The following is an 18,836-nucleotide window of genomic DNA, read 5'->3' as shown; positions in this document are numbered from 1 at the left end:
CCAGCTTTTTTGTTCGTTGTCCTAAAATTTGTACTTTTGCTCTCTTGAAACTAACAGGAAATTCATTCAAAAGATGATTGAGAAAATTAGAGAACATATTATTAATATTGAGGGAGTTAAAGCCCATACGAAGGAGGATTTAGAACAGTTTCGCATCCAGTATTTAGGAAAAAAAGGAATTTTAAATGATTTTTTTGCTGCTTTTAAGCAAGTTCCTAATGAAGAAAAGAAGGCTTTCGGACAAGTTATCAATGAGCTGAAAAATAAGGTAGAAGCCAAGGTACAAGAACTTCGTGATGCTTTGGAACAACAACAAGAAAACAAAGGCGTTTATGGAGATTTAACGCGTCCTGCTACACCCATTAGCTTAGGAGCAAGGCACCCAATATCACTGGTAAAAAAACAAATCGTGGAAATTTTTTCTAACATTGGGTTTAACGTTTCCGAAGGACCTGAAATTGAAGACGATTGGCATAATTTCACGGCATTGAATTTACCTGAATATCACCCTGCTCGTGATATGCAAGATACGTTTTTCATTCAAACCAATCCTGATATTTTGCTCCGTACACACACCAGTTCGGTACAGGTTCGGTATATGGAAAACCACCAACCGCCAATTCGTACTATTTCTCCAGGACGTGTATTCAGAAATGAAGCTATTTCGGCACGTTCACACTGTTTATTCCATCAGGTTGAAGGACTTTATATTGACAAAGATGTATCATTTGCTGATTTGAAGCAAACATTGCTTTATTTCACTAAAGAAATGTTCGGAAAGTCAAAAATTCGTTTGCGTCCGTCGTATTTTCCGTTTACAGAGCCTTCTGCGGAAGTGGATATTTATTGGGGCTTGAATAACGAAATCGATTATCGCATTACCAAAGGAACGGGTTGGCTCGAAATTATGGGTTGTGGAATGGTTGACCCTAACGTGCTGAAAAACTGCAATATAAATAGCGAAGAGTACAGCGGTTTTGCTTTCGGAATGGGAGTAGAACGTATAGCGATGTTGCTTTATCAAATTGGAGATATTCGTATGTTTTATGAGAATGATGTCCGTTTTTTAGAGCAGTTCAAAAGTTCTTTTTAGGATGACAATAAAAGAAGCAAGTTTTTAAAACTTGCTTCTTTTGTTATTTCTTTATAGAAGAATAGGTTACTTCTTTTTGGAAGATGTTGGAGGAGGAGGTGGAACTAACAACTCCATATCATATTTTTTAGCAAAGGCAGCTCTTTCTTCCTTGCTGTAGATGTCTAATTTTTCTACAATTCTATTCCCTTCTTTATCTTCTAAGACAATGATAGTGTTTCCGTCTTTCCGACTGGGCGCTACTTCCACATCTATCATTTTGTATTTATCAGAAGAAAGCAAATATATTTTTGGATCTTCGTTGATAGGTAATGGCGGAGGTGGTAATTCCTCAGCTTTTTTTACTCTGATAGCAGATGGCGGAGGTGGTGGCGGAGGCGGTAATTGTAAGCCATACTTCTTCGTAAAAGCTTGTCTATCTTCATTATTGGTAATTTGCTCCACAATTTCATTACCCGATTCATCTATCAAAACAACAGTCGTTTTTTCTCCTTTTCCGTTAGGAAGACCTACCCCTTGCACTTTTATTATTTTATATTTGGTAGATGTTTGTAAGGGAGAAACTTCTTTTTGTTTTTCCACTTCTTGGGCGTAGCTTTTTTCGGCGAAAACCACAAGGAATAGAACACTTGTTGGAATAAGCAACGCCATTTTACATAAATTACGAAAATGATTTACTTTTGTTTGTAACATAATCAGACGTTTTTTGGTGTTGTAAAAATTGAAATAATTATAAAATGCGACATTTGCAGAAGCAGCTCTTTTGAGTATAAGCATTTGATATTCTGCAATATTTGTGTGTTTAGAAACCACACAAGCATCGGCTAAAAACTCGTGATTGATTCGGATAGCTTTCCCAAACAAATGCACCACAGGGTGAAACCAAAACACGATTTTCAAAAACTCGACAAAAAGTAAATCCAAAGAATGTTTTTGCCGAATGTGGGTCAGTTCGTGTAATAAAACTTTTTGTTCATAGGCGTCTTTTTTATTGATAAAAATGTAATTCCAAAATGAATGAGGTGCACATTCTTCTTCCAAAATCACCAAATAAGCTCCTTGATAAGGTTGTTTAGGATGCTTTTTGATTTTATTGAAGATTTTAAGCAAGTTACGTAAGAATCGAAATAGCATCAGAAACGCAATCACTCCATATAAACATATGATAATCAGATTTGTAAAGTCTTTAGTTTCTATAATGAGTTGCTCTGTTGTTGGATTTGCGTAAATCGAGGAATTGTTAATTTCTTGTGTAACGACTGTTTGCTCGAATGTTTTTTCAAATATGGGTTGAAAAGGCATTTCAATGGTAATCAGCGGAAAAACAAACGAAGCTATCAAAGCTAAAAGTAAGAAAAACCGATTGAATATCAGCATTTTTTCTCGCGATAGCGACAAGTGATACAATGTGTAGAAACACATACCACATAATAGCGTTTTGATAAGATACGGTATCATTTTATTCCTTTTTAAGGTTTGAATCTACTATCTTTTTTAATTCTTCCCATTGCTCGGGAGTCATCGAAATTTCTTTTGCAAAAAAGGAAGCAAACTGAAAAGCTGAATTTCCAAAATAATCACTGATAATGGTTTTCATCTTTCGGGAAAAATAGCTGTTTTTAGAAACTTTTGGATAATACTCACGCGAATTTCCCCGCTGATGATACCCAACCATCTGCTTGTCAATCATTCGTTTAAGAAGCGTAGCGATGGTTGTACTTGCCGGTTTTGGGTCAGGATAAGCCTCCAATAAATCTTTCATATAGGCAGTTTGTTTCTGCCATAAATATTCCATAAGCTGTTCTTCTGTATTTGATAATTTTCTCATTTTCTACAAATTTAGATTTTACACTACAAATGTAGAAACAAATTTTAAATAGAAAAAATTTTCCTCTAACTTTTTTCAAAATATTTTTCATTGTAATAGAAAATTTACTTCTAAATAGTTGATTTTGTGTTAGTATTGTGGTTTTGGTTATTTCTTATATATTTGCTTTCTTTTTTTGAATGATGCTTGAGGTTAATAATATATCATATACGCACGGTGAATCCGATTCTGGGTTTCGCAATGTTTCATTTAAATTGCAACAAGGTGAACATCTATCTGTTATGGGTGAAAGTGGCAGTGGTAAAAGTACACTATTGAAAGCTATTTACGGACTTTTTGATTTACAAGAAGGAGTCATTTTTTTTAACGAGAAGAAAGTATTAGGTCCTTCACGTCAGTTAGTTCCAGGCTATGAAAAAATGAAATATTTGGCACAGGATTTTGGTTTGAGTCCGTATCATACTGTGGCAGAGAATATTGGTAAATTCTTGTCTAACATTGATTTAGATTATAAAAAACAACGTGTAAGTGAGCTGCTTTCGCTTGTGGAAATGGAACGTTTTTCGGACAGGAAGGCACATTTGCTCAGTGGAGGTGAAAAGCAGCGTATTGGCTTGGCGATGGCTTTGGCACAAGAACCTGAACTTCTTTTACTTGATGAGCCTTTCAGCCAAATCGACACTTTTCGCCGTAATAAACTACAACGGACGTTATTTGCTTATTTAAAAGATAAAAATATCAGCTGTATTGTTGCTACGCACGATAGCCGTGAGGCTCTTGCTTTTGCTGATAAAGTACTTATAATGAAAGATGGAATTTCAATAATGTTCGGAAATTTGTTAGATGTTTATCGCCAAAATAAGGATTTTTACACAGCATCACTTTTCGGAGACGTTACTCGATATAGCAGAGAAAATAACGTTTTGTTACTCAAGCCATATGAAATTGAAGTTGTCGAAAAATCAGATTGGGAAGCAATGATATTATCTTCTTATTATCAAGGACATATGTTTTTAATAACAGCTGTTTCAAATGCTGAACCTGTCTATTTTTACCATAAGAATCCATTAAAAAAAGATGAAAAAGTTTATTTATCAAAAAAGAATTAATATATTTGTACCGAATTAGTTATACTTAAAAAAACATATCTGTATATGAAAGCATTTTTTGAAGCTATCCAATATTTTTTTGAAGAGATTTTATTTGCTCCATTAGATTTTTTACGAAATTTGGAACTTGAAAATTGGTGGATGGCTAATTTAATAAGCTGGATTTTTATACTGATTGCTATTGCATTTTTTGCATATTGGTTAGGGCAGTTACGCAAATACAGCAAAAAGAATGATGAAAGAACCGATGTTGTTTCGCATTCCTTTTTTAAATAATAAGGAAATAAAAAGAGCGATTAGATAACCTAATCGCTTTTTTTTATTTCTAAATCCCTAACATATTTTTTGGGTCTAAAATTTCGTCTAATTTATCTTGTGAAAGCAGTTTGTGTTCCAAAACCAAATCATAAACTGATTTACCAGTTTCGAGTGCTTCTTTAGCGATTTTTGTACTATTCTTGTAGCCAATATGTGGGTTTAGAGCAGTCACAATTCCGATACTGTTTTTAACCATATTCAAGCAAACTTCACGATTGGCAGTAATCCCAACGATACATTTTTCACGGAGTGTGTCCAAAGCTCTTTCCAAAAATACAATGGATTCAATAATGGATTGGCACAAAACAGGCTCCATAACGTTAAGCTGTAATTGTCCTGCTTCGGCAGCAAATGTTACGGTAAGGTCGTTTCCATAAACTTTAAAACACACTTGATTTACCACTTCTGGAATTACTGGATTCACTTTTCCAGGCATAATGGACGAGCCAGGTTGCATTGGAGGTAAGTTAATTTCATTCAGTCCAGCACGTGGTCCAGATGAAAGCAAACGCAAATCGTTACAGATTTTTGAAAGTTTTACAGCCATACGCTTTAAAGCTGATGAATAAATCACGTACGAACCTGTATCAGGTGTGGCCTCTACCAAATCTGCTGCAGGAACGAAGGCTTCTCCTGTGGCTGTGGCTAACTTATCAGCACATATTTTTGGAAATTTTTTAGGAGCGTTTAATCCTGTTCCAATGGCAGTTCCTCCCATATTTATTTCCAAAAACAAATCTGAAAGGTTATTTAGTCGGGTGATTTCCTCTTCCAAGGTCGCTGCAAAGGCTTCAAATTCTTGCCCAAGTGTCATAGGAACGGCATCTTGTAGTTGAGTACGCCCCATTTTAATTACATCAGCAAATTCTTTTCCTTTCTTTCGGAAAGCATCTACAAGTTGTTTTAGATGTTTTACCAATGAATCATTCATTCGGATGATAGCCAACTTTATGGTTGTTGGATACGCATCATTGGTTGATTGTGAAAGATTTACGTGGTCATTAGGCGAACAATGTTGATAATCACCACGTTCATAGCCCATAATTTCCAAAGCACGATTGGCAATTACTTCATTGGCGTTCATATTTACAGAAGTTCCTGCCCCACCTTGAATCATATCCACAGGGAATTGTTCGTGCATTTTGCCTTCAATCAATTCGTTACAAGCCTGTGAGATAGACTTCAAAAGTTCATCAGAAAGTAATCCTAATTCGTGATTGGTTTGTGCTGCAGCTAGTTTCACATAGGCAATGGCTCTAACAAACTCAGGAAATTCACTCATTTTGCTTCCTGAAATGTAGAAATTGTCAATAGCTCGTTGAGTTTGCACACCATAGTAGGCATCGAAAGGCACTTGTAAATCGCCTAACAGATCTGATTCGATTCTAAATTTTGACATATCGTTAAAATTTTATTAAGTTACATTGAATGTTTTTATTCTACGCAGAGACAAAATTTTCGTAAAGGTATAAAAATATTTTTATACTGAGAAACAAAAATAGCTATTTATTTAACGAATGTGTAAAAATGAACGCGTTATTTTTCGAAAATAGAAGTTATTACCTCTTAAAACCATTATATCTAAAAATAAAGTAAATCACTAAGCTAACTTTACTTGATGTAATGTTGATAAGTTTGTGCATAACTATTTTTAATTTTAGGATTTATTAGTCTTTTATTTGTTTAGCTTCGTGGCTCAGTAATTCGTATCATTTCTAATTCATAAGTTATTGACAAATAAATAACAACCAAAGATACGATAATTTTTCTACTAACTTTTTCTTTCAAGCATTTTTGCTAAAAATTAATTTTTCTTAATCAGCACTTTGCGGTTTTCTGTAGAGTGAAAAATAGTTTCAGTTATGTCAAAATTCACAAAATTAACGCCCGAACAACTAAAAACGAAATGTAATTTTATTGAGAATTACCTAACATCGCAAAATGCAGCGAGTGGTTCTTTGTTTGATTCTAATGCTAATGTTTCTAACAAAAACATAGCCACGATGGAAGCCGAACTGAATAAAGATATTAATATTCAAGTGAATAGAATGTTGGTTTCACGCAAGATTGCTCAACTTTTTGGTCAGGATTTAGCCGATGAATACATCAGGCAAATTGAAGAACACGAAATTTACGTACACGACGAAACTAGTCTGAAACCTTATTGCGTGAGCGTTTCGATGTATCCTCTCTTGCTTGACGGATTGTTGAAACTTGGTGGTGAATCCAAAGCTCCGAAGCACTTGGCAAGTTTCTGTGGTTCATTTGTAAATTTCTTATTTTCAGTATCTTCTCAATTTGCAGGAGCAGTAGCAACCGTTGAATTTTTGATGTATTTTGACTATTTCGCTCGAAAAGACTACGGGAATGATTACCTAAAAACGCATACAAAAATAGTAGAAAACGAAATGCAACACGTGGTGTATGCTATCAATCAACCTGCGGCGGCACGTGGTTATCAATCTGTTTTTTGGAATATTTCTTTGTACGACAAACCTTATTTCGATTCGATGTTCGGGAATTTTGTTTTCCCCGACGGAAGTAAACCAATTTATGAATCGTTGGATAAAATCCAAAAATATTTTATGAAATGGTTTAATAATGAACGAAAAAAAGCCATTCTGACCTTCCCTGTGGTTACGGCGGCGATGCTAACCAAGGACAAAAGAGTTCACGATGAAAATTTTGCCAACTTCTGTGCCGAAGAACTTAGCGAAGGAAACGCATTTTTCATTTATCAGTCCGATAATGCCGATTCACTAGCGAGTTGTTGCCGTTTGCGAAATGAAATTTCGGACAATACGTTCAGTTATTCGCTGGGTGCGGGTGGTGTTTCCACAGGAAGTATCAATGTTATTACCATTAATATGAACCGATTGTATCAAAAAGGGCTTTCTTTGGAAAAAATGATTGATAATATTCATAAATATCAGGTTGCGTATCGTGCTATTATTCAGGATTATAAAGATGCTAAAATGCTTCCCGTGTACGATGCTGGATTTATTTCGCTTGACAAACAATTTCTTACCATAGGAATCAATGGAATGGTAGAAGCAGCAGAGTTCTTAGGATTAAAAATATCTGATAATGAGGAATATAAATCATTTGTCAATGAAAATTTAAAGCTGATTTACGAAAAGAACAAAGAAGCCAAAGCAAAATACGGCTATATGTTTAATACAGAGTTTGTTCCTGCTGAAAATTTGGGTGTGAAAAATGCCAATTGGGATAAATCTGATGGGCTTTTTGTCCCGAGAGATTGCTATAATTCATATTTTTATGTAGTTGAAGATGAATCTGTTAATATAATAGATAAATTCTTTATGCACGGACACGAATATATCCAATTTTTGGACGGAGGCTCAGCATATCACTGCAATTTGGAAGAATATCCAACCCAAGAAGGATTTTTGAAACTACTCAATGTAGCTGCGAAAACGGGTTGTAATTATTTCTGTTTCAATGTAAAAGTAACTTATTGTAATAGTTGTGGTTATATCAACAAACACACCACTGACCATTGTGTAAAATGCCATTCCACTGATGTTGATTACGCTACTCGCATCATCGGTTATTTGAAAAAAGTAAGTAATTTCTCGAAAGACAGACAAAAGGAGGCTCAAAAAAGATATTATGGCAATACTGCGATATAGCGAGTATGATATTGTTTTACAGGAAGTTCCTAATGAAATTTCGCTTTGTTTCACGATAACAGGTTGTCCGTTGGCTTGTGAGGGTTGCCACTCTGAGCATATTTGGAATCCTAATTTTGGACAGCCTTTAACGCTTAGTTTGTTAGAAAAACTCATCGAAAAGTATGAGGGAACTATCAGTTGTGTGCTTTTTATGGGAGGAGAATGGAATATTGATCAGTTGCTGAATTTTATTACGATTGCAAAAGAAAAGAATTTAAAAACAGCACTTTACACGGGGTTAAACATCAAGCAGGTAGCTCGAAAATACCCACAATTATTGGAGCGTTTGGATTACATCAAAACAGGCAAATGGATTCCCTCATTAGGCGGACTTGACAGCAAAATCACAAACCAACATCTGTTAGAAATCAAAACGGGAAAAATATTAAACCATTTCTTTTGGAAGGAATAATCGAGCTTTATTTCTTTCTACTAAAAGTAGTGAAAATCACAAAGGTAATTAGCGAAGGTAATAACCATTCTAAGTGATAGCTATTTAAAGGCAATTGCTCTTTTATTCGGAATAGAAAGTCTAAATTCCAATTTAAGTTTAGATTTTTCAGTACAGAAATAAGCGATATTAATGAGGTAACAACGATACTCGCAATGAAAGGTTTTTTCGATTCAACAATTCTCCCGAAAAGCAAAATGTACAAAATAAGTGTAAAAACAATCGGATAAATGAGAAGAAGAATGTTGATAGCATAATTTATAATACTGTCAACACTATTTATTGATATGAAAGCAGAAACAACTGTACACAAGGTAACTCCTAATTTGTACGGAATTTTGCCTTTTGACATTTTCTCAAAAATTGAGCCTGTGGCAGATGTCAAAGCAATGGCTGTTGTCAAACAGGCAAAGGCGATGGCTATTGCCATAACAAATGTTCCTACTTTTCCTAATATGGAAGTTGAGATATGAAGCAAAAGATTTGTTCTTGAAATTTCAGAAGAAGAAATTCCAGTTGCCTCCAAATAATCTGAAGTAGCTCCCAAATAAATCAACCCCCCGTAAATAATCAGCAGAGCTAAAGTTGATATCATACCAGCTGATATTGTGATTTTTACACGTTCTCTCACAGAAGAATATCCATTACTAACAACTGCCGAAATGATAATTCCTGCAAAAATAACAGAAGCTAAAACGTCCAAAGTTTGATAACCTTCCGTAAATCCTACGCTGAATGCACTCGGGCTGTAAAATCCTGCTATTTCTTCCCCAATAGGTTTTGCAGGATACAAAACTCCCAAAATGATTAAAGCAAACAACGATAATAATAAAACTGGAGTTAAAAATTTCCCAATAATATTCACAATTGTTGTTCGAGAAATTGATAAAACCAGAACAATTGCGAAAAATATGATTGCAAAAACAACATTGCTTAGTTCTGGAAAAGAAGGACGTATTCCTACCTCATAAGTAGTGGCTCCCGTGCGAGGAATTGCTACCAAAGGTCCAATACATAAAATTATCAGAACAGCGAGGATGTCAATCAGTTTTGGGTGTACTTTCTTTCCTAAGTCGGTAAATGAAGTTCCTGATTTTGTAACCACAAGAATTCCTAAAAAAGGAGCTATGATTGCCGATATAAAAAAACCGATTAATGCCTCCACCCAATTCCTTCCAGTGCTTAATCCTATCAGGGGAGGTAAGATAAGATTTCCTGCTCCAAAAAACATAGCGAATAAGGCAAAACCTACAGTTGTGATAGTAACTACTTTGTTTTTATGAGTTTTCATTTGTAATTTAGTTTTCAGAAGATTAATTTATTAGCGAAAAAATCCAATGAATATTCACATTAATTAAGGCAAAGATAATAGTTTTTATGAAAATTTCCCAATTTCTTTTTCTTGTTAATTTTCGTTTTATGAAGAAATATCAAACAATTTAATTAATTGTTTTTATGAAATGGAAGAGTTGATGTACAGAAAGAAGTTGAAATTTATAAAAAACAAAAAAACGCTTTAAAATATTGGACTCCAACATAATAAAGCGTCTGTTTGTGCGGGTGAAGGGACTCGAACCCCCACGCCGTGAAGCACCAGATCCTAAGTCTGGCGTGTCTACCAATTTCACCACACCCGCAAGTGATGAGCGTTTTGAGGTTGCAAATATACACATTTTTTGTAATAAAAAATATTTTTCAAGAAAAAAATAACAAAAAAAATCTGATTCTACTCTAATATATTTATTTTTAGATATTTGTGGAGAGGTTGTTCCGTGAGAATCTAAAGTAAATTACAAATTAGGTAAGTTAAGATTTTTGTTGTAAAATGGTTTAATATAAAATCTTTCAAAAATGTTAAAAAAACTCGAATATGTTAAATGTGTGTAGTAAAATAAAAAAAAAGTAGGAAAAGAGAAAAAAAGTAAAGATATTTGTCGAAAATTTGTGTGTTAAATCACATAATTGTATACAAAATAAGAATTATATTTTACATATAACTTAATGAAAATGAAGAAAATATTATTAATCCTTACAATTTTTGTTTTTGGAGGAAAGTTCTGTGCTCAGGAATTGCATTTGCCTCAAATGAATCAGTATTTAGCAGATAGTGAGTTTTTAATCACTTCTACTTATGCGGGGATTGGTGACTTTGTTAAATTGAGATTTAGTGGAGTTTCCCAATGGGTAGGGATTAAAGACGCTCCTGATTACCAATCGCTTTCGGGAGATATCAGGATAGGGGAGCGAAGCGGCGCTGGTCTGATTCTCTACAATGATAAAAACGGAAATACAAAACAAATGGGAGGAAAGGCAAGTTTTGCTCACCACCTCACGTTAGACCGCTATGAAAATCATTTCGTGTCTTTTGGTATTTCGTATGCTCTGAATTCTTTCCGTATCGATATTGATAAGTTTGACCAATCAGCGGGAGCAGATCCTTCTGTTACAAACAATCGCTCTCAGATAAATCACAACTTTGATGTTGGTTTTCTATATCGTTACAAAGGTTGGTTTTTGAGTTTGAACGCATTAAATATTTTGAACAAAGATATTGATATCTTTGCAACAAACGAGCCTAAAGCATTGCGTAACTACACGTTATACACGGGGTATAAGTTCCGAAGAGACCGTAATAGTAGTTTTGAAGTAGAACCATCTATTTTTGCTCAGTTCTATGAAAGTGATACACGTTCTTCTACTGACCTTAACCTCAAATTCCGATGGAAGGATTTGGAGGATTACTACTGGGTAGGGGTTAATTATCGATTTTTAAATGATAAAATATTTATGCCTCTGAACGCAGGTCCTATGGCGGGAATAAAAAGAGGACATTTTTATTTCGCATATTCGTACCAATTGATGTTGAATAATATAATAAAGTATAATTCAGGAACGCACATTATCACTTTGGGACTTGACCTATTCCAAGGAGTAAGTAATTGTAGATGTACTCACCAATAAAGATGGGACAAATTATTTTAAAAAACATACGGATTCACACAAATCACGGATGTTTAACAGAGGAAGAACTGATAGGAAGTGATTATCGGGTTGACTTGAAAGTTAAGTTAAATCTTGAAAAATCAATAGCTTCAGATGAATTGGCTGACACAATAAATTACGTTCATTTGAACAGAATAGTTAAGGAAGAAATGGCAATTCGTTCAAAGCTTTTGGAACACGTCGCAGGGAGAATATCAAATAGAATATTCAATGAGTTGACTGATGCAAAGAAAGTTATAATTAAGATTTCTAAATTAAACCCTCCGATAGGAGGAGATGTAGAGGGCGTAAGTATAAAAATAAAACGAAAAAGATTTTGTTGATATTGGAAAAGATTGTACATTTGCGACCTAGTTAAAAAAAGGGCATCGTGGCCGAGTGGCTAGGCAGAGGTCTGCAAAACCTTGTACAGCGGTTCGAATCCGCTCGATGCCTCTAAAAACTACTAAGTTTTAGTAAATTAGTATAGAAACAACACTAAAAGAATAATAAAATGACAAACGTATTGGATAAGTTTATTCAGGATATGAGGAATAATGTTCCTGGATTTATAGCAGTATCTGTTACAGAGGTAAGATCAGGAGTTTCTTATGGTTCTGAGACAGTAGACCCTAATTTTGACCCTAGCTTGGCTTCTGCTTACCATCTGGAAGTTGTTAAGTCAGAGCAAAGTGCACTTCAAGTTTTGGGATTGAAAGACAAAATTCAGGATATTTTGATTACTTTAGCAAATCAAATTCATATCATAGACATCTCTGCTAATGGAACTTATTTCATTTATTTGGCAGTGGATTCTACAAAAGCAAACCTTGGATTAACAAGGGCGTTACTTGCTAAGTACAAAAAGGATTTGGCAGCTGTTTTCTAAAGATGTATTTTTTTAAAATTTAGAACCTGAACTTATTGTTCAGGTTTTTTTATTTTTTTATTTAAAAAAAATTAGTAAAGGTACAAAAAATAAATCTGAAAACCAATGACTTTTCTCATACTTTTTTAAATATTTCATAGATAATTTTGTATCATAGATTCATCTTGAATATTAATGACTAAAAACAACATACTATGAAACAACGTGTTCCTATATCTCAGATTATGTCGAGGAAGCTGATAACATTATCTCCAACTCAGTCTTTGTATGAAGCAGAGCGACTTTTTAAGAAACACAAAATTCGTCATATTCCTGTGGTAGAAAGTGACAGAATTATTGGTATTGTTAGTTATTCCGATTTATTGCGTATTAGTTTTGCAGATATGACCGATAATGAGGAAGAAGTAACTTCAGTGGTTTATGATATGTATACAATTCCTCAAATAATGGCAAAAGCACCTCTAACGGTAAATTCTGATGCAACAATCAAAGAAGTGGCTGAAATATTATCAAAACAAAGTTTTCATTCTATTCCTGTATTAGAGAATGATAAATTGGTAGGAATTGTAACAACAACGGATTTGATTAATTATCTGTTGGAACAATATTAAAAAGATATAATCCATTAAATTTAAAAAGCTGAGAGTTCTCTCAGCTTTTTTGTTAATCCAACGTAACTTTTATCAACTACTTCTGATTATTGAACTGATATTTCACTGAAAAGGACACATATGGTTGGTACCTGGTTTGAGTCTTGAGAGCAAATTTTTCGCTGTTTCTTTGTTGGGTTTGTCGATACGAGTCAAATACATTCCAGCCTGAAAGCGTTAGCTGCCAACGATTATCTTTAAAGCTTTTGGTAAGTGAAGCCGAAGCCAAGAAAATCGCATTGCTTTCAAATTGTAGGTTTGTTATGGGAGACTGAAACGCACAATTCAATCGGGCAGAAAAATTCTTTGGAAATTTAAATGTATTGTTCATCTTCCCGTGAAAACGCCATTGTGAAAAATCATTTTTTAAGCCATCTACGTTTGTTTTTTGTTCGAAATAAAAACCACTCACTGAAGCATTTACATTCCACCAAGAGAAAATATCCACTCCCGTCATCAATTCAGAGCCTACCGACCACGAATCGCCCAAATTTTCCTGAGTAATAAGCAAAATGTTATCACGAAACGGACGGCGATAATTACCAAAGAAATCGTGCTGATTACGTGCAAAAACTTCCGCTGAAAGAAAATCCTTACCCCACGATTTTTTGAAATTCACCTCATAAGCATCGGTGTAACTGAATTGCAAACGGCTGTTCCCGTTGGTGTAAGTGTACCTGTCTTCCATTTTAAAGACGGGCGTAATTGCCCAATATTCAGGGCGATGGATGCGACGGCTGTAATTGGCAGCTAATTGTGTATCGTCCGAAAAGCTATACAATAAATGTACGGACGGAAACCAATCGGTAAAGTTTTTTTTGTACACATCGGTAGTCTGAACCGCTGAGTTGGTGGTGTATGAGTAGGAAACATCACGTCGTGTATGTTCTACCCGAAGTCCCAATTTGTATTCGAATTTCTTCCAACTGCTTTTGAACGTGGCGTAGGCGGCGTACTCGTTTTGTTCATATTTAATTTTCTGATTACTTGGGAAATCGGAGGAAGGAATACCTATTTTATCGCCGTGAAAAATACCGCTTTCTGTGGTAATTTCAGGAATGAAGTCAGTTTCTATGGCGATTCCTGCTTCCAAATTGCTTTTTTCGGTCAGAGGCAACTCGTAAGCCAATTCCGTAGAAGTAAAGATTTCATTTTTTTCTGCTTCTATGCTTCCAAAGACAATGGTTTCTGACGGACGCGTCCACACATTTCGATATTCAGAATCAGAACTTCCTATGAAGACATTGTATCCCGAAGTCAGTTTCAGTGAATGAGATTTATCTTTATTAAAAAAGTGATTATATTCCAAATCCACACCCACCATTTGATAATCAAAAGCATAACTATTGTTGTTGGTTGATTTTTCCGAAGTGATTAGGTTTCGATTTAGGTCGAATATGCTTTCCGTAGTTCGTATGTAGGAGATTTCTCTTTCTCGGTCACGTAAAGGTTTCAGATTTACCGAAAAATCAATAAAATCATTGTCGGTTACATCATAATTGAACCCAAACTCAAAGAAATTACTTCTATTTCGTTTTTTAGAGTTGCGTATTTCGTGTATTTCAAAGAATTTATTGCTGGATTGCAATTGGTTGAATGTCTCCATATCCGTTTTTGCGTTGGTTGAATGTCCCAAATATGCGGAAGTGTGCCAACCGCCTCGTTTTCCCTTTTTATCTGTCGAAAAACTGATTTGGTTTGTAGCGAGGGTGTTAGCCAACACAGAAGCATTGATAGCATATCCTTCCAAACGATTCTTTTTGAGCAACACACGGATAATTCCTGCCGTTCCTTCCGAACTGTATCTAGCGGACGGATTAGTAATGATTTCTATCTTTTCAATTTGCGAAGCCTCAAGCGTACGTAAGCGTTCCTCGCCATTTTTTACCGCTATTCCGTTGATATACACCTTAAATGAACCTCCTTCGCGATAACTTATCTTGCCTTCGACGCTGATTTGGATTGAAGGTACGTTGGTTAGCAAATCAATAGCGTTGGAAGCCTCTGGAAAAGCAGCTGCGTTGATGGTTTTTCGGTCAACGCTGTAAGAAAGTGCTGCACGTTTGCCCTCTACGACTACTTCGCTCAGATTTTCAGAAGCTATTTTCATTGGAATTACTCCTAAATCGGTTTTATGTTGTTCGATATTGATTTCTTTTGTGAATTTTTCGTATCCAACAAAGTGAAAAGTGATTGAATACCTCCCTTTTTGCAAGTTTTTAATTCTGAAATGTCCTTTTTCGTCCGAAACTATGCCAATTTCAACGGATTTGTTGGATATTCCTTGCAGAGCTACCTCAGTAAAGGGCATTTCTTCCTTTGTTTGAGCATCAACTACCTTGCCCGAAAGCGAAAAATCTTGTCCATAAGACAAAGCACTTAAAAAATATAAAATGAGAAGGAATTTTTTCATAAACGATTATTCTGATTTAAGTTGTTGGATATAGCTAACTTTACATAAATTGTCTTTTATTTCTGTTCTTTTGTCTTGAAACAAAAGAACCAAAAATTCAAGACTTTGGATACTTCACTAAAAATCAATTCATTCTCGCTAAAAATATCCGAACTTGCTCCCTTTGGTCGCTTCGAACAGCGGATATTTTTCACGCTTCATTCATTGATTTTCTTAACGCTTCGTCTCCAAGGTCGTAAACTCACTCTTGAAGATGATGGCAATTTAAAATGGATTAACTATAAAATATGAGAGTAAACCGAGTTACTTTTTTAAGAAAACATCGAAGTTTTTTTGAAATCTTCGATGTTTTTAGTCTGATATTGATTTAATTGCTACTCAAAATAAATTTCTCCACTACCACTAACGTGCGTATCTTCCAACTCGGGTTTGCCTTTTACTGAAACATCGCCTGAACCTGACACTTTTGCCTTGATTGATTTGGAAGCATAGACATCTACATCACCTGAGCCTGAAACAGTAACCTTAACGCGTTCAGCTTTGATGCTTTCAGTAGAAATATCACCCGAACCTACTAAAGAAATTTCAATTTCTGGGCAATTTCCTTTAGCAATCAAATCGCCTGAACCAGATAATGATAAATTCAGATGAGAGGCATTTACATTTATATTAATATCTCCCGAACCCGACAGAAAGCATTTTAAATTGCCTACATTTATCTGTTCTCTCATTGAAATATCGCCTGAACCGGATAAAATTATCTGTTCCAACCGCTCGTTTACGGGGACATATATCAGTAATTTGTGTGTTAAATTATAGTTGAAGTCGTCTTTCAGTTTGATGGTGATTTCCTCATTTTCGACGGAAGTTAAAATATAAGGTTCTATATTGTCCGAAGCCTCGATACGTACGTTTCCTACCTCACCTTTAAGTAAAATTACATCTAAAGAGCCTTTTACTCTTACAGAATTGTAATTGCCTACCTGACGTTCTTTCGTAATGATATTTCCGTTATCTTTTATGGTCTTTTTACCAAACCATTGTCCGTAACTTACTGAAAATACAGCTAAAAATAGAATAGTTGCAAATCGTTTCATATTATTTTAATTTAAATGGTGTTATTTTTGTACTTGATATTTGATGATTTTTGGTAGATTACTTCCTAATTGAATTAAAAATAACTCAATTTGGTTGTATTTTTAATAGATTTCTTACTTGAAATCAATATTTCCAACTCCAAGAACAGATGTATCTTGCTTTTTAGGATTTCCTTCAATGAAAATATTTCCTGCTCCTGTAATTTTTGCCTCAATTTCTTCTGAAGTATATACCATTATATTCCCTGAACCTGATATTTTAGCTTTTGCTCGTTCTGATTTAATGTTTTGAGCATTAATATTTCCTGAGCCTGTAATGGAAGCAGTTAGCGTTGGGCTATTTCCTTCTGCTTTTATATCTCCGCTTCCGATGATTGATAGTTCTAACTCATTGGCATCGATATTAATTGCAATATTGCCTGTTCCTAATAAATTGCATTGTAAATTATTTACTTTAAGCCTATCTTGAAGTGAAATATTACTAAATCCGGCTAAAGTTATCTCACTTAGAGAGCTATTTACAGGAACATACACAACAGCTTTATGATTAATATTATAGTTGTAATTATCATCTAATTCGATGATTAGATTATCTCCTTCGATGGTTGTAGAAATTAAGGGGAGCAGGTTGTCCGAAGCCTCGATGCGTATTTTCCCTACCTCGCCCTTGCTCAAAATAACTTCTAAATTACCAACATTTTTTACTTTGGTGTAATTTCCAAGAGTGCGTTCTTGTATTACAACGTTTCCATTATCACTAATGGTTTCTTTTGTAAGCCATCGCATACAACTTACTGAAAATACAGCCAAAAATAGAATAGTTGCAAATCGTTTCATATTATTTTAATTTAAATGGTTAATTATTTTAAATGGTTTTTCTGCTATTTTGAAGCGAATGAAGTGTTTTTTAGTTGAAAAAATGAGATAATTTATAGTTTTTATGGGGTTTTGTGCTTATTTTTATGGATTATTTTTTATTTTGAGCTTTATTTTTTATAGATGGTGCGTCATTTCTGTTAGATGGTGCGTCATTTCTATCGGATGATGCATCATTTCTATCAGATGGTGCTTCGTTTCTGTCGGATAGCGTTCTATTTCTGTTGGATTGTATATAATTTCATAAAAATAGAATATTAATTTTCATAGATTTTTGTTCCTGCATATTCATTTGAGATGTTAAATGTATTTTTCCCGTTGCCTTTCTGTCCGCCAATTGAACTTTCCAGCATTTGAATATTCTTTTTGGTGTAGGGGAGGTTCTCCGGCATTGAGATTTTCCCATAAGAATTCAAAAACGTGTATTGAAACTCCCAATTTGGATGATAACCCACCAAAACGGCTGCATATTCCGCATCAATTTTGACAAAATTGGTTTGAGGGAGGATTTTTTCTATCTTAACAGCACCATAATCGCAATGAATTGTGATATTTTTGGAGACTTTCCCCACCGAAACGCTACAATAATCAGCAGTAATTTCTCCTTTTTCCATATCTTCAACGCGGATTGAGTTATAATCTACTTCAGCGATAAGTTCTTTCACTTTGCCGATTTTTAAACCGCTATAATCACACTTTGCCCTGATATAGTTTGCGGTATTTATTGTTATGCCCGAATAATCTGCGTTTAAATTGAGCTTATTTATCTGTTCAATGTTGGAATTTTGGCAATATCCGAGGTTAATGTAAGCATCGGAGAGGATTTCCCCTAAGTTGATTGAACCATAATCGACATCAATTTTCAAAGGACTGAGCGTTTTATTAAGAAAAACATTTCCGTATTCGTTTTCCAGTGCTATTTTCACGCTTTCTGGGAGCGAAACTTTATAATTTATCTGAAAACTGATGGATTTTTTACGTCCGAAACTTTTAAAAAACGATGAACTTTCATTAATTATAGTTTTTGCTGAGACGGAATTGCTGCTTGAATTTGAAAAATCCACGTAGATTTGCTTTATCCGTTCTTGAGCATCGCTCGGATTATTGCTACTTACCTTAATTTCTACTTCAAAATTGATAGTATTTTTGTTGTTTTCGCTGCTTACAAGTGTGATTGTTCCGTATTTGTTGGCTACAAAAAGTGAAGCCATCTCATTGACCTTAAATTCCTTGCGGATTGTCTTTGTTTCGGTATGTTTGTACCTTATAAAGAGGTCATTTTTGCTATCAGGTAGGGAGTTTTCTCTTGCCGAGATAATTCCGAACCACAAAATACCAATGATTGATAATACCTTTTTCATATTTTTTGAAATTTATGTATTGTCTTTGTGTTTTCTTGAAATGTTATTATTTGATTATGCGATGCTTTTCTTGT

18 protein-coding genes and 2 tRNA genes are annotated in these 18,836 nt (G+C 34.6%); 11 read left to right on the top strand and 9 right to left on the bottom strand.

What is annotated here, in order from left to right; all coding sequences use genetic code 11:
• Positions 1–73: 73 nt before the first annotated feature.
• Positions 74–1,093 (top strand): phenylalanine--tRNA ligase subunit alpha, encoded by a 1,020-nt coding sequence (gene pheS / locus CGC48_RS05545; RefSeq protein ID WP_098028787.1) that lies wholly within the window; start codon positions 74–76, stop codon positions 1,091–1,093.
• A gap of 66 nt (positions 1,094–1,159) precedes the next feature.
• Here the strand turns inward: pheS and CGC48_RS05540 are convergent, their stop codons facing one another.
• On the bottom strand, positions 1,160–2,551 hold the full coding sequence (locus tag CGC48_RS05540) for a M56 family metallopeptidase (RefSeq protein WP_232780573.1): 1,392 nt from the start codon (positions 2,549–2,551) through the stop codon (positions 1,160–1,162).
• Position 2,552: 1 nt separating this feature from the next.
• Positions 2,553–2,921: a BlaI/MecI/CopY family transcriptional regulator gene (locus CGC48_RS05535; RefSeq protein WP_098028785.1), complete on the bottom strand. Its 369-nt coding sequence runs from the start codon at positions 2,919–2,921 to the stop codon at positions 2,553–2,555.
• 182 nt (positions 2,922–3,103) lie between these two features.
• Here CGC48_RS05535 and CGC48_RS05530 point away from each other — a divergent pair, with 182 nt between their 5' ends.
• Positions 3,104–4,030 (top strand): ABC transporter ATP-binding protein, encoded by a 927-nt coding sequence (locus tag CGC48_RS05530; RefSeq protein ID WP_098029767.1) that lies wholly within the window; start codon positions 3,104–3,106, stop codon positions 4,028–4,030.
• 45 nt (positions 4,031–4,075) lie between these two features.
• Positions 4,076–4,306 (top strand): DUF6341 family protein, encoded by a 231-nt coding sequence (locus tag CGC48_RS05525; protein ID WP_018278123.1) that lies wholly within the window; start codon positions 4,076–4,078, stop codon positions 4,304–4,306.
• Between the two features lie 49 nt (positions 4,307–4,355).
• Here CGC48_RS05525 and aspA read toward each other — a convergent pair whose 3' ends face one another.
• Entirely contained in the window at positions 4,356–5,747 is a 1,392-nt protein-coding gene (gene aspA, locus CGC48_RS05520) for an aspartate ammonia-lyase (RefSeq protein WP_098028784.1), read from the bottom strand.
• Between the two features lie 463 nt (positions 5,748–6,210).
• Between aspA and nrdD the strand changes: the two genes are divergently transcribed.
• Both nrdD and nrdG read left to right on the top strand, forming a co-directional pair.
• Positions 6,211–8,001, top strand: coding sequence for an anaerobic ribonucleoside-triphosphate reductase (nrdD, locus tag CGC48_RS05515; RefSeq protein ID WP_098028783.1), 1,791 nt, complete (start codon positions 6,211–6,213; stop codon positions 7,999–8,001).
• Positions 7,982–8,455: an anaerobic ribonucleoside-triphosphate reductase activating protein gene (gene nrdG / locus CGC48_RS05510; RefSeq protein ID WP_098028782.1), complete on the top strand. Its 474-nt coding sequence runs from the start codon at positions 7,982–7,984 to the stop codon at positions 8,453–8,455. Before nrdD ends, nrdG begins: the two co-directional genes overlap by 20 nt.
• A 7-nt stretch (positions 8,456–8,462) precedes the next feature.
• Here the strand turns inward: nrdG and brnQ are convergent, their stop codons facing one another.
• Both brnQ and CGC48_RS05500 read right to left on the bottom strand, forming a co-directional pair.
• A complete protein-coding gene (gene brnQ, locus CGC48_RS05505; RefSeq protein ID WP_098028781.1) occupies positions 8,463–9,785 on the bottom strand; it encodes a branched-chain amino acid transport system II carrier protein in 1,323 nt (440 codons plus the stop codon).
• A gap of 264 nt (positions 9,786–10,049) precedes the next feature.
• A tRNA-Leu gene (locus CGC48_RS05500) sits at positions 10,050–10,131 on the bottom strand.
• A 370-nt stretch (positions 10,132–10,501) separates the two neighbouring features.
• Between CGC48_RS05500 and CGC48_RS05495 the strand changes: the two genes are divergently transcribed.
• The 5 genes from CGC48_RS05495 (at position 10,502) to CGC48_RS05475 (ending at position 12,976) form a co-directional block, all read left to right on the top strand.
• On the top strand, positions 10,502–11,455 hold the full coding sequence (locus tag CGC48_RS05495; RefSeq protein WP_098029766.1) for a PorP/SprF family type IX secretion system membrane protein: 954 nt from the start codon (positions 10,502–10,504) through the stop codon (positions 11,453–11,455).
• 2 nt (positions 11,456–11,457) lie between these two features.
• Positions 11,458–11,820, top strand: a complete 363-nt coding sequence (gene folB / locus CGC48_RS05490) for a dihydroneopterin aldolase (protein WP_098028780.1) — start codon at positions 11,458–11,460, stop codon at positions 11,818–11,820.
• A gap of 41 nt (positions 11,821–11,861) precedes the next feature.
• Positions 11,862–11,932: transfer RNA gene (locus tag CGC48_RS05485), tRNA-Cys, on the top strand.
• 58 nt (positions 11,933–11,990) lie between these two features.
• Complete coding sequence (locus CGC48_RS05480; RefSeq protein ID WP_098028779.1) at positions 11,991–12,365, top strand: hypothetical protein; 375 nt, start codon at positions 11,991–11,993, stop codon at positions 12,363–12,365.
• Between the two features lie 194 nt (positions 12,366–12,559).
• Positions 12,560–12,976, top strand: coding sequence for a CBS domain-containing protein (locus CGC48_RS05475; RefSeq protein WP_098028778.1), 417 nt, complete (start codon positions 12,560–12,562; stop codon positions 12,974–12,976).
• A gap of 76 nt (positions 12,977–13,052) precedes the next feature.
• Here CGC48_RS05475 and CGC48_RS05470 read toward each other — a convergent pair whose 3' ends face one another.
• Positions 13,053–15,428 carry an outer membrane beta-barrel family protein gene (locus CGC48_RS05470; RefSeq protein WP_098028777.1) on the bottom strand — a complete coding sequence of 792 codons (2,376 nt, stop codon included), beginning with the start codon at positions 15,426–15,428 and terminating at the stop codon, positions 13,053–13,055.
• Positions 15,429–15,533: 105 nt separating this feature from the next.
• Between CGC48_RS05470 and CGC48_RS11725 the strand changes: the two genes are divergently transcribed.
• Complete coding sequence (locus CGC48_RS11725; protein ID WP_123874231.1) at positions 15,534–15,719, top strand: hypothetical protein; 186 nt, start codon at positions 15,534–15,536, stop codon at positions 15,717–15,719.
• A gap of 83 nt (positions 15,720–15,802) precedes the next feature.
• Here CGC48_RS11725 and CGC48_RS05465 read toward each other — a convergent pair whose 3' ends face one another.
• The 3 genes from CGC48_RS05465 to CGC48_RS05455 form a co-directional block, all read right to left on the bottom strand.
• Positions 15,803–16,525 (bottom strand): head GIN domain-containing protein, encoded by a 723-nt coding sequence (locus CGC48_RS05465; protein WP_098028776.1) that lies wholly within the window; start codon positions 16,523–16,525, stop codon positions 15,803–15,805.
• Positions 16,526–16,639: 114 nt separating this feature from the next.
• Positions 16,640–17,362, bottom strand: a complete 723-nt coding sequence (locus CGC48_RS05460; RefSeq protein ID WP_098028775.1) for a head GIN domain-containing protein — start codon at positions 17,360–17,362, stop codon at positions 16,640–16,642.
• Between the two features lie 296 nt (positions 17,363–17,658).
• Positions 17,659–18,762, bottom strand: coding sequence for a hypothetical protein (locus tag CGC48_RS05455; RefSeq protein ID WP_098028774.1), 1,104 nt, complete (start codon positions 18,760–18,762; stop codon positions 17,659–17,661).
• Positions 18,763–18,836 lie beyond the last annotated feature (74 nt).

The organism is Capnocytophaga cynodegmi (assembly GCF_002302475.1).
GTDB lineage: Bacteria > Bacteroidota > Bacteroidia > Flavobacteriales > Flavobacteriaceae > Capnocytophaga > Capnocytophaga cynodegmi.
Note: the sequence above shows the minus strand (reverse complement) of the source record. Positions and strands in the feature narration are given on the sequence as shown.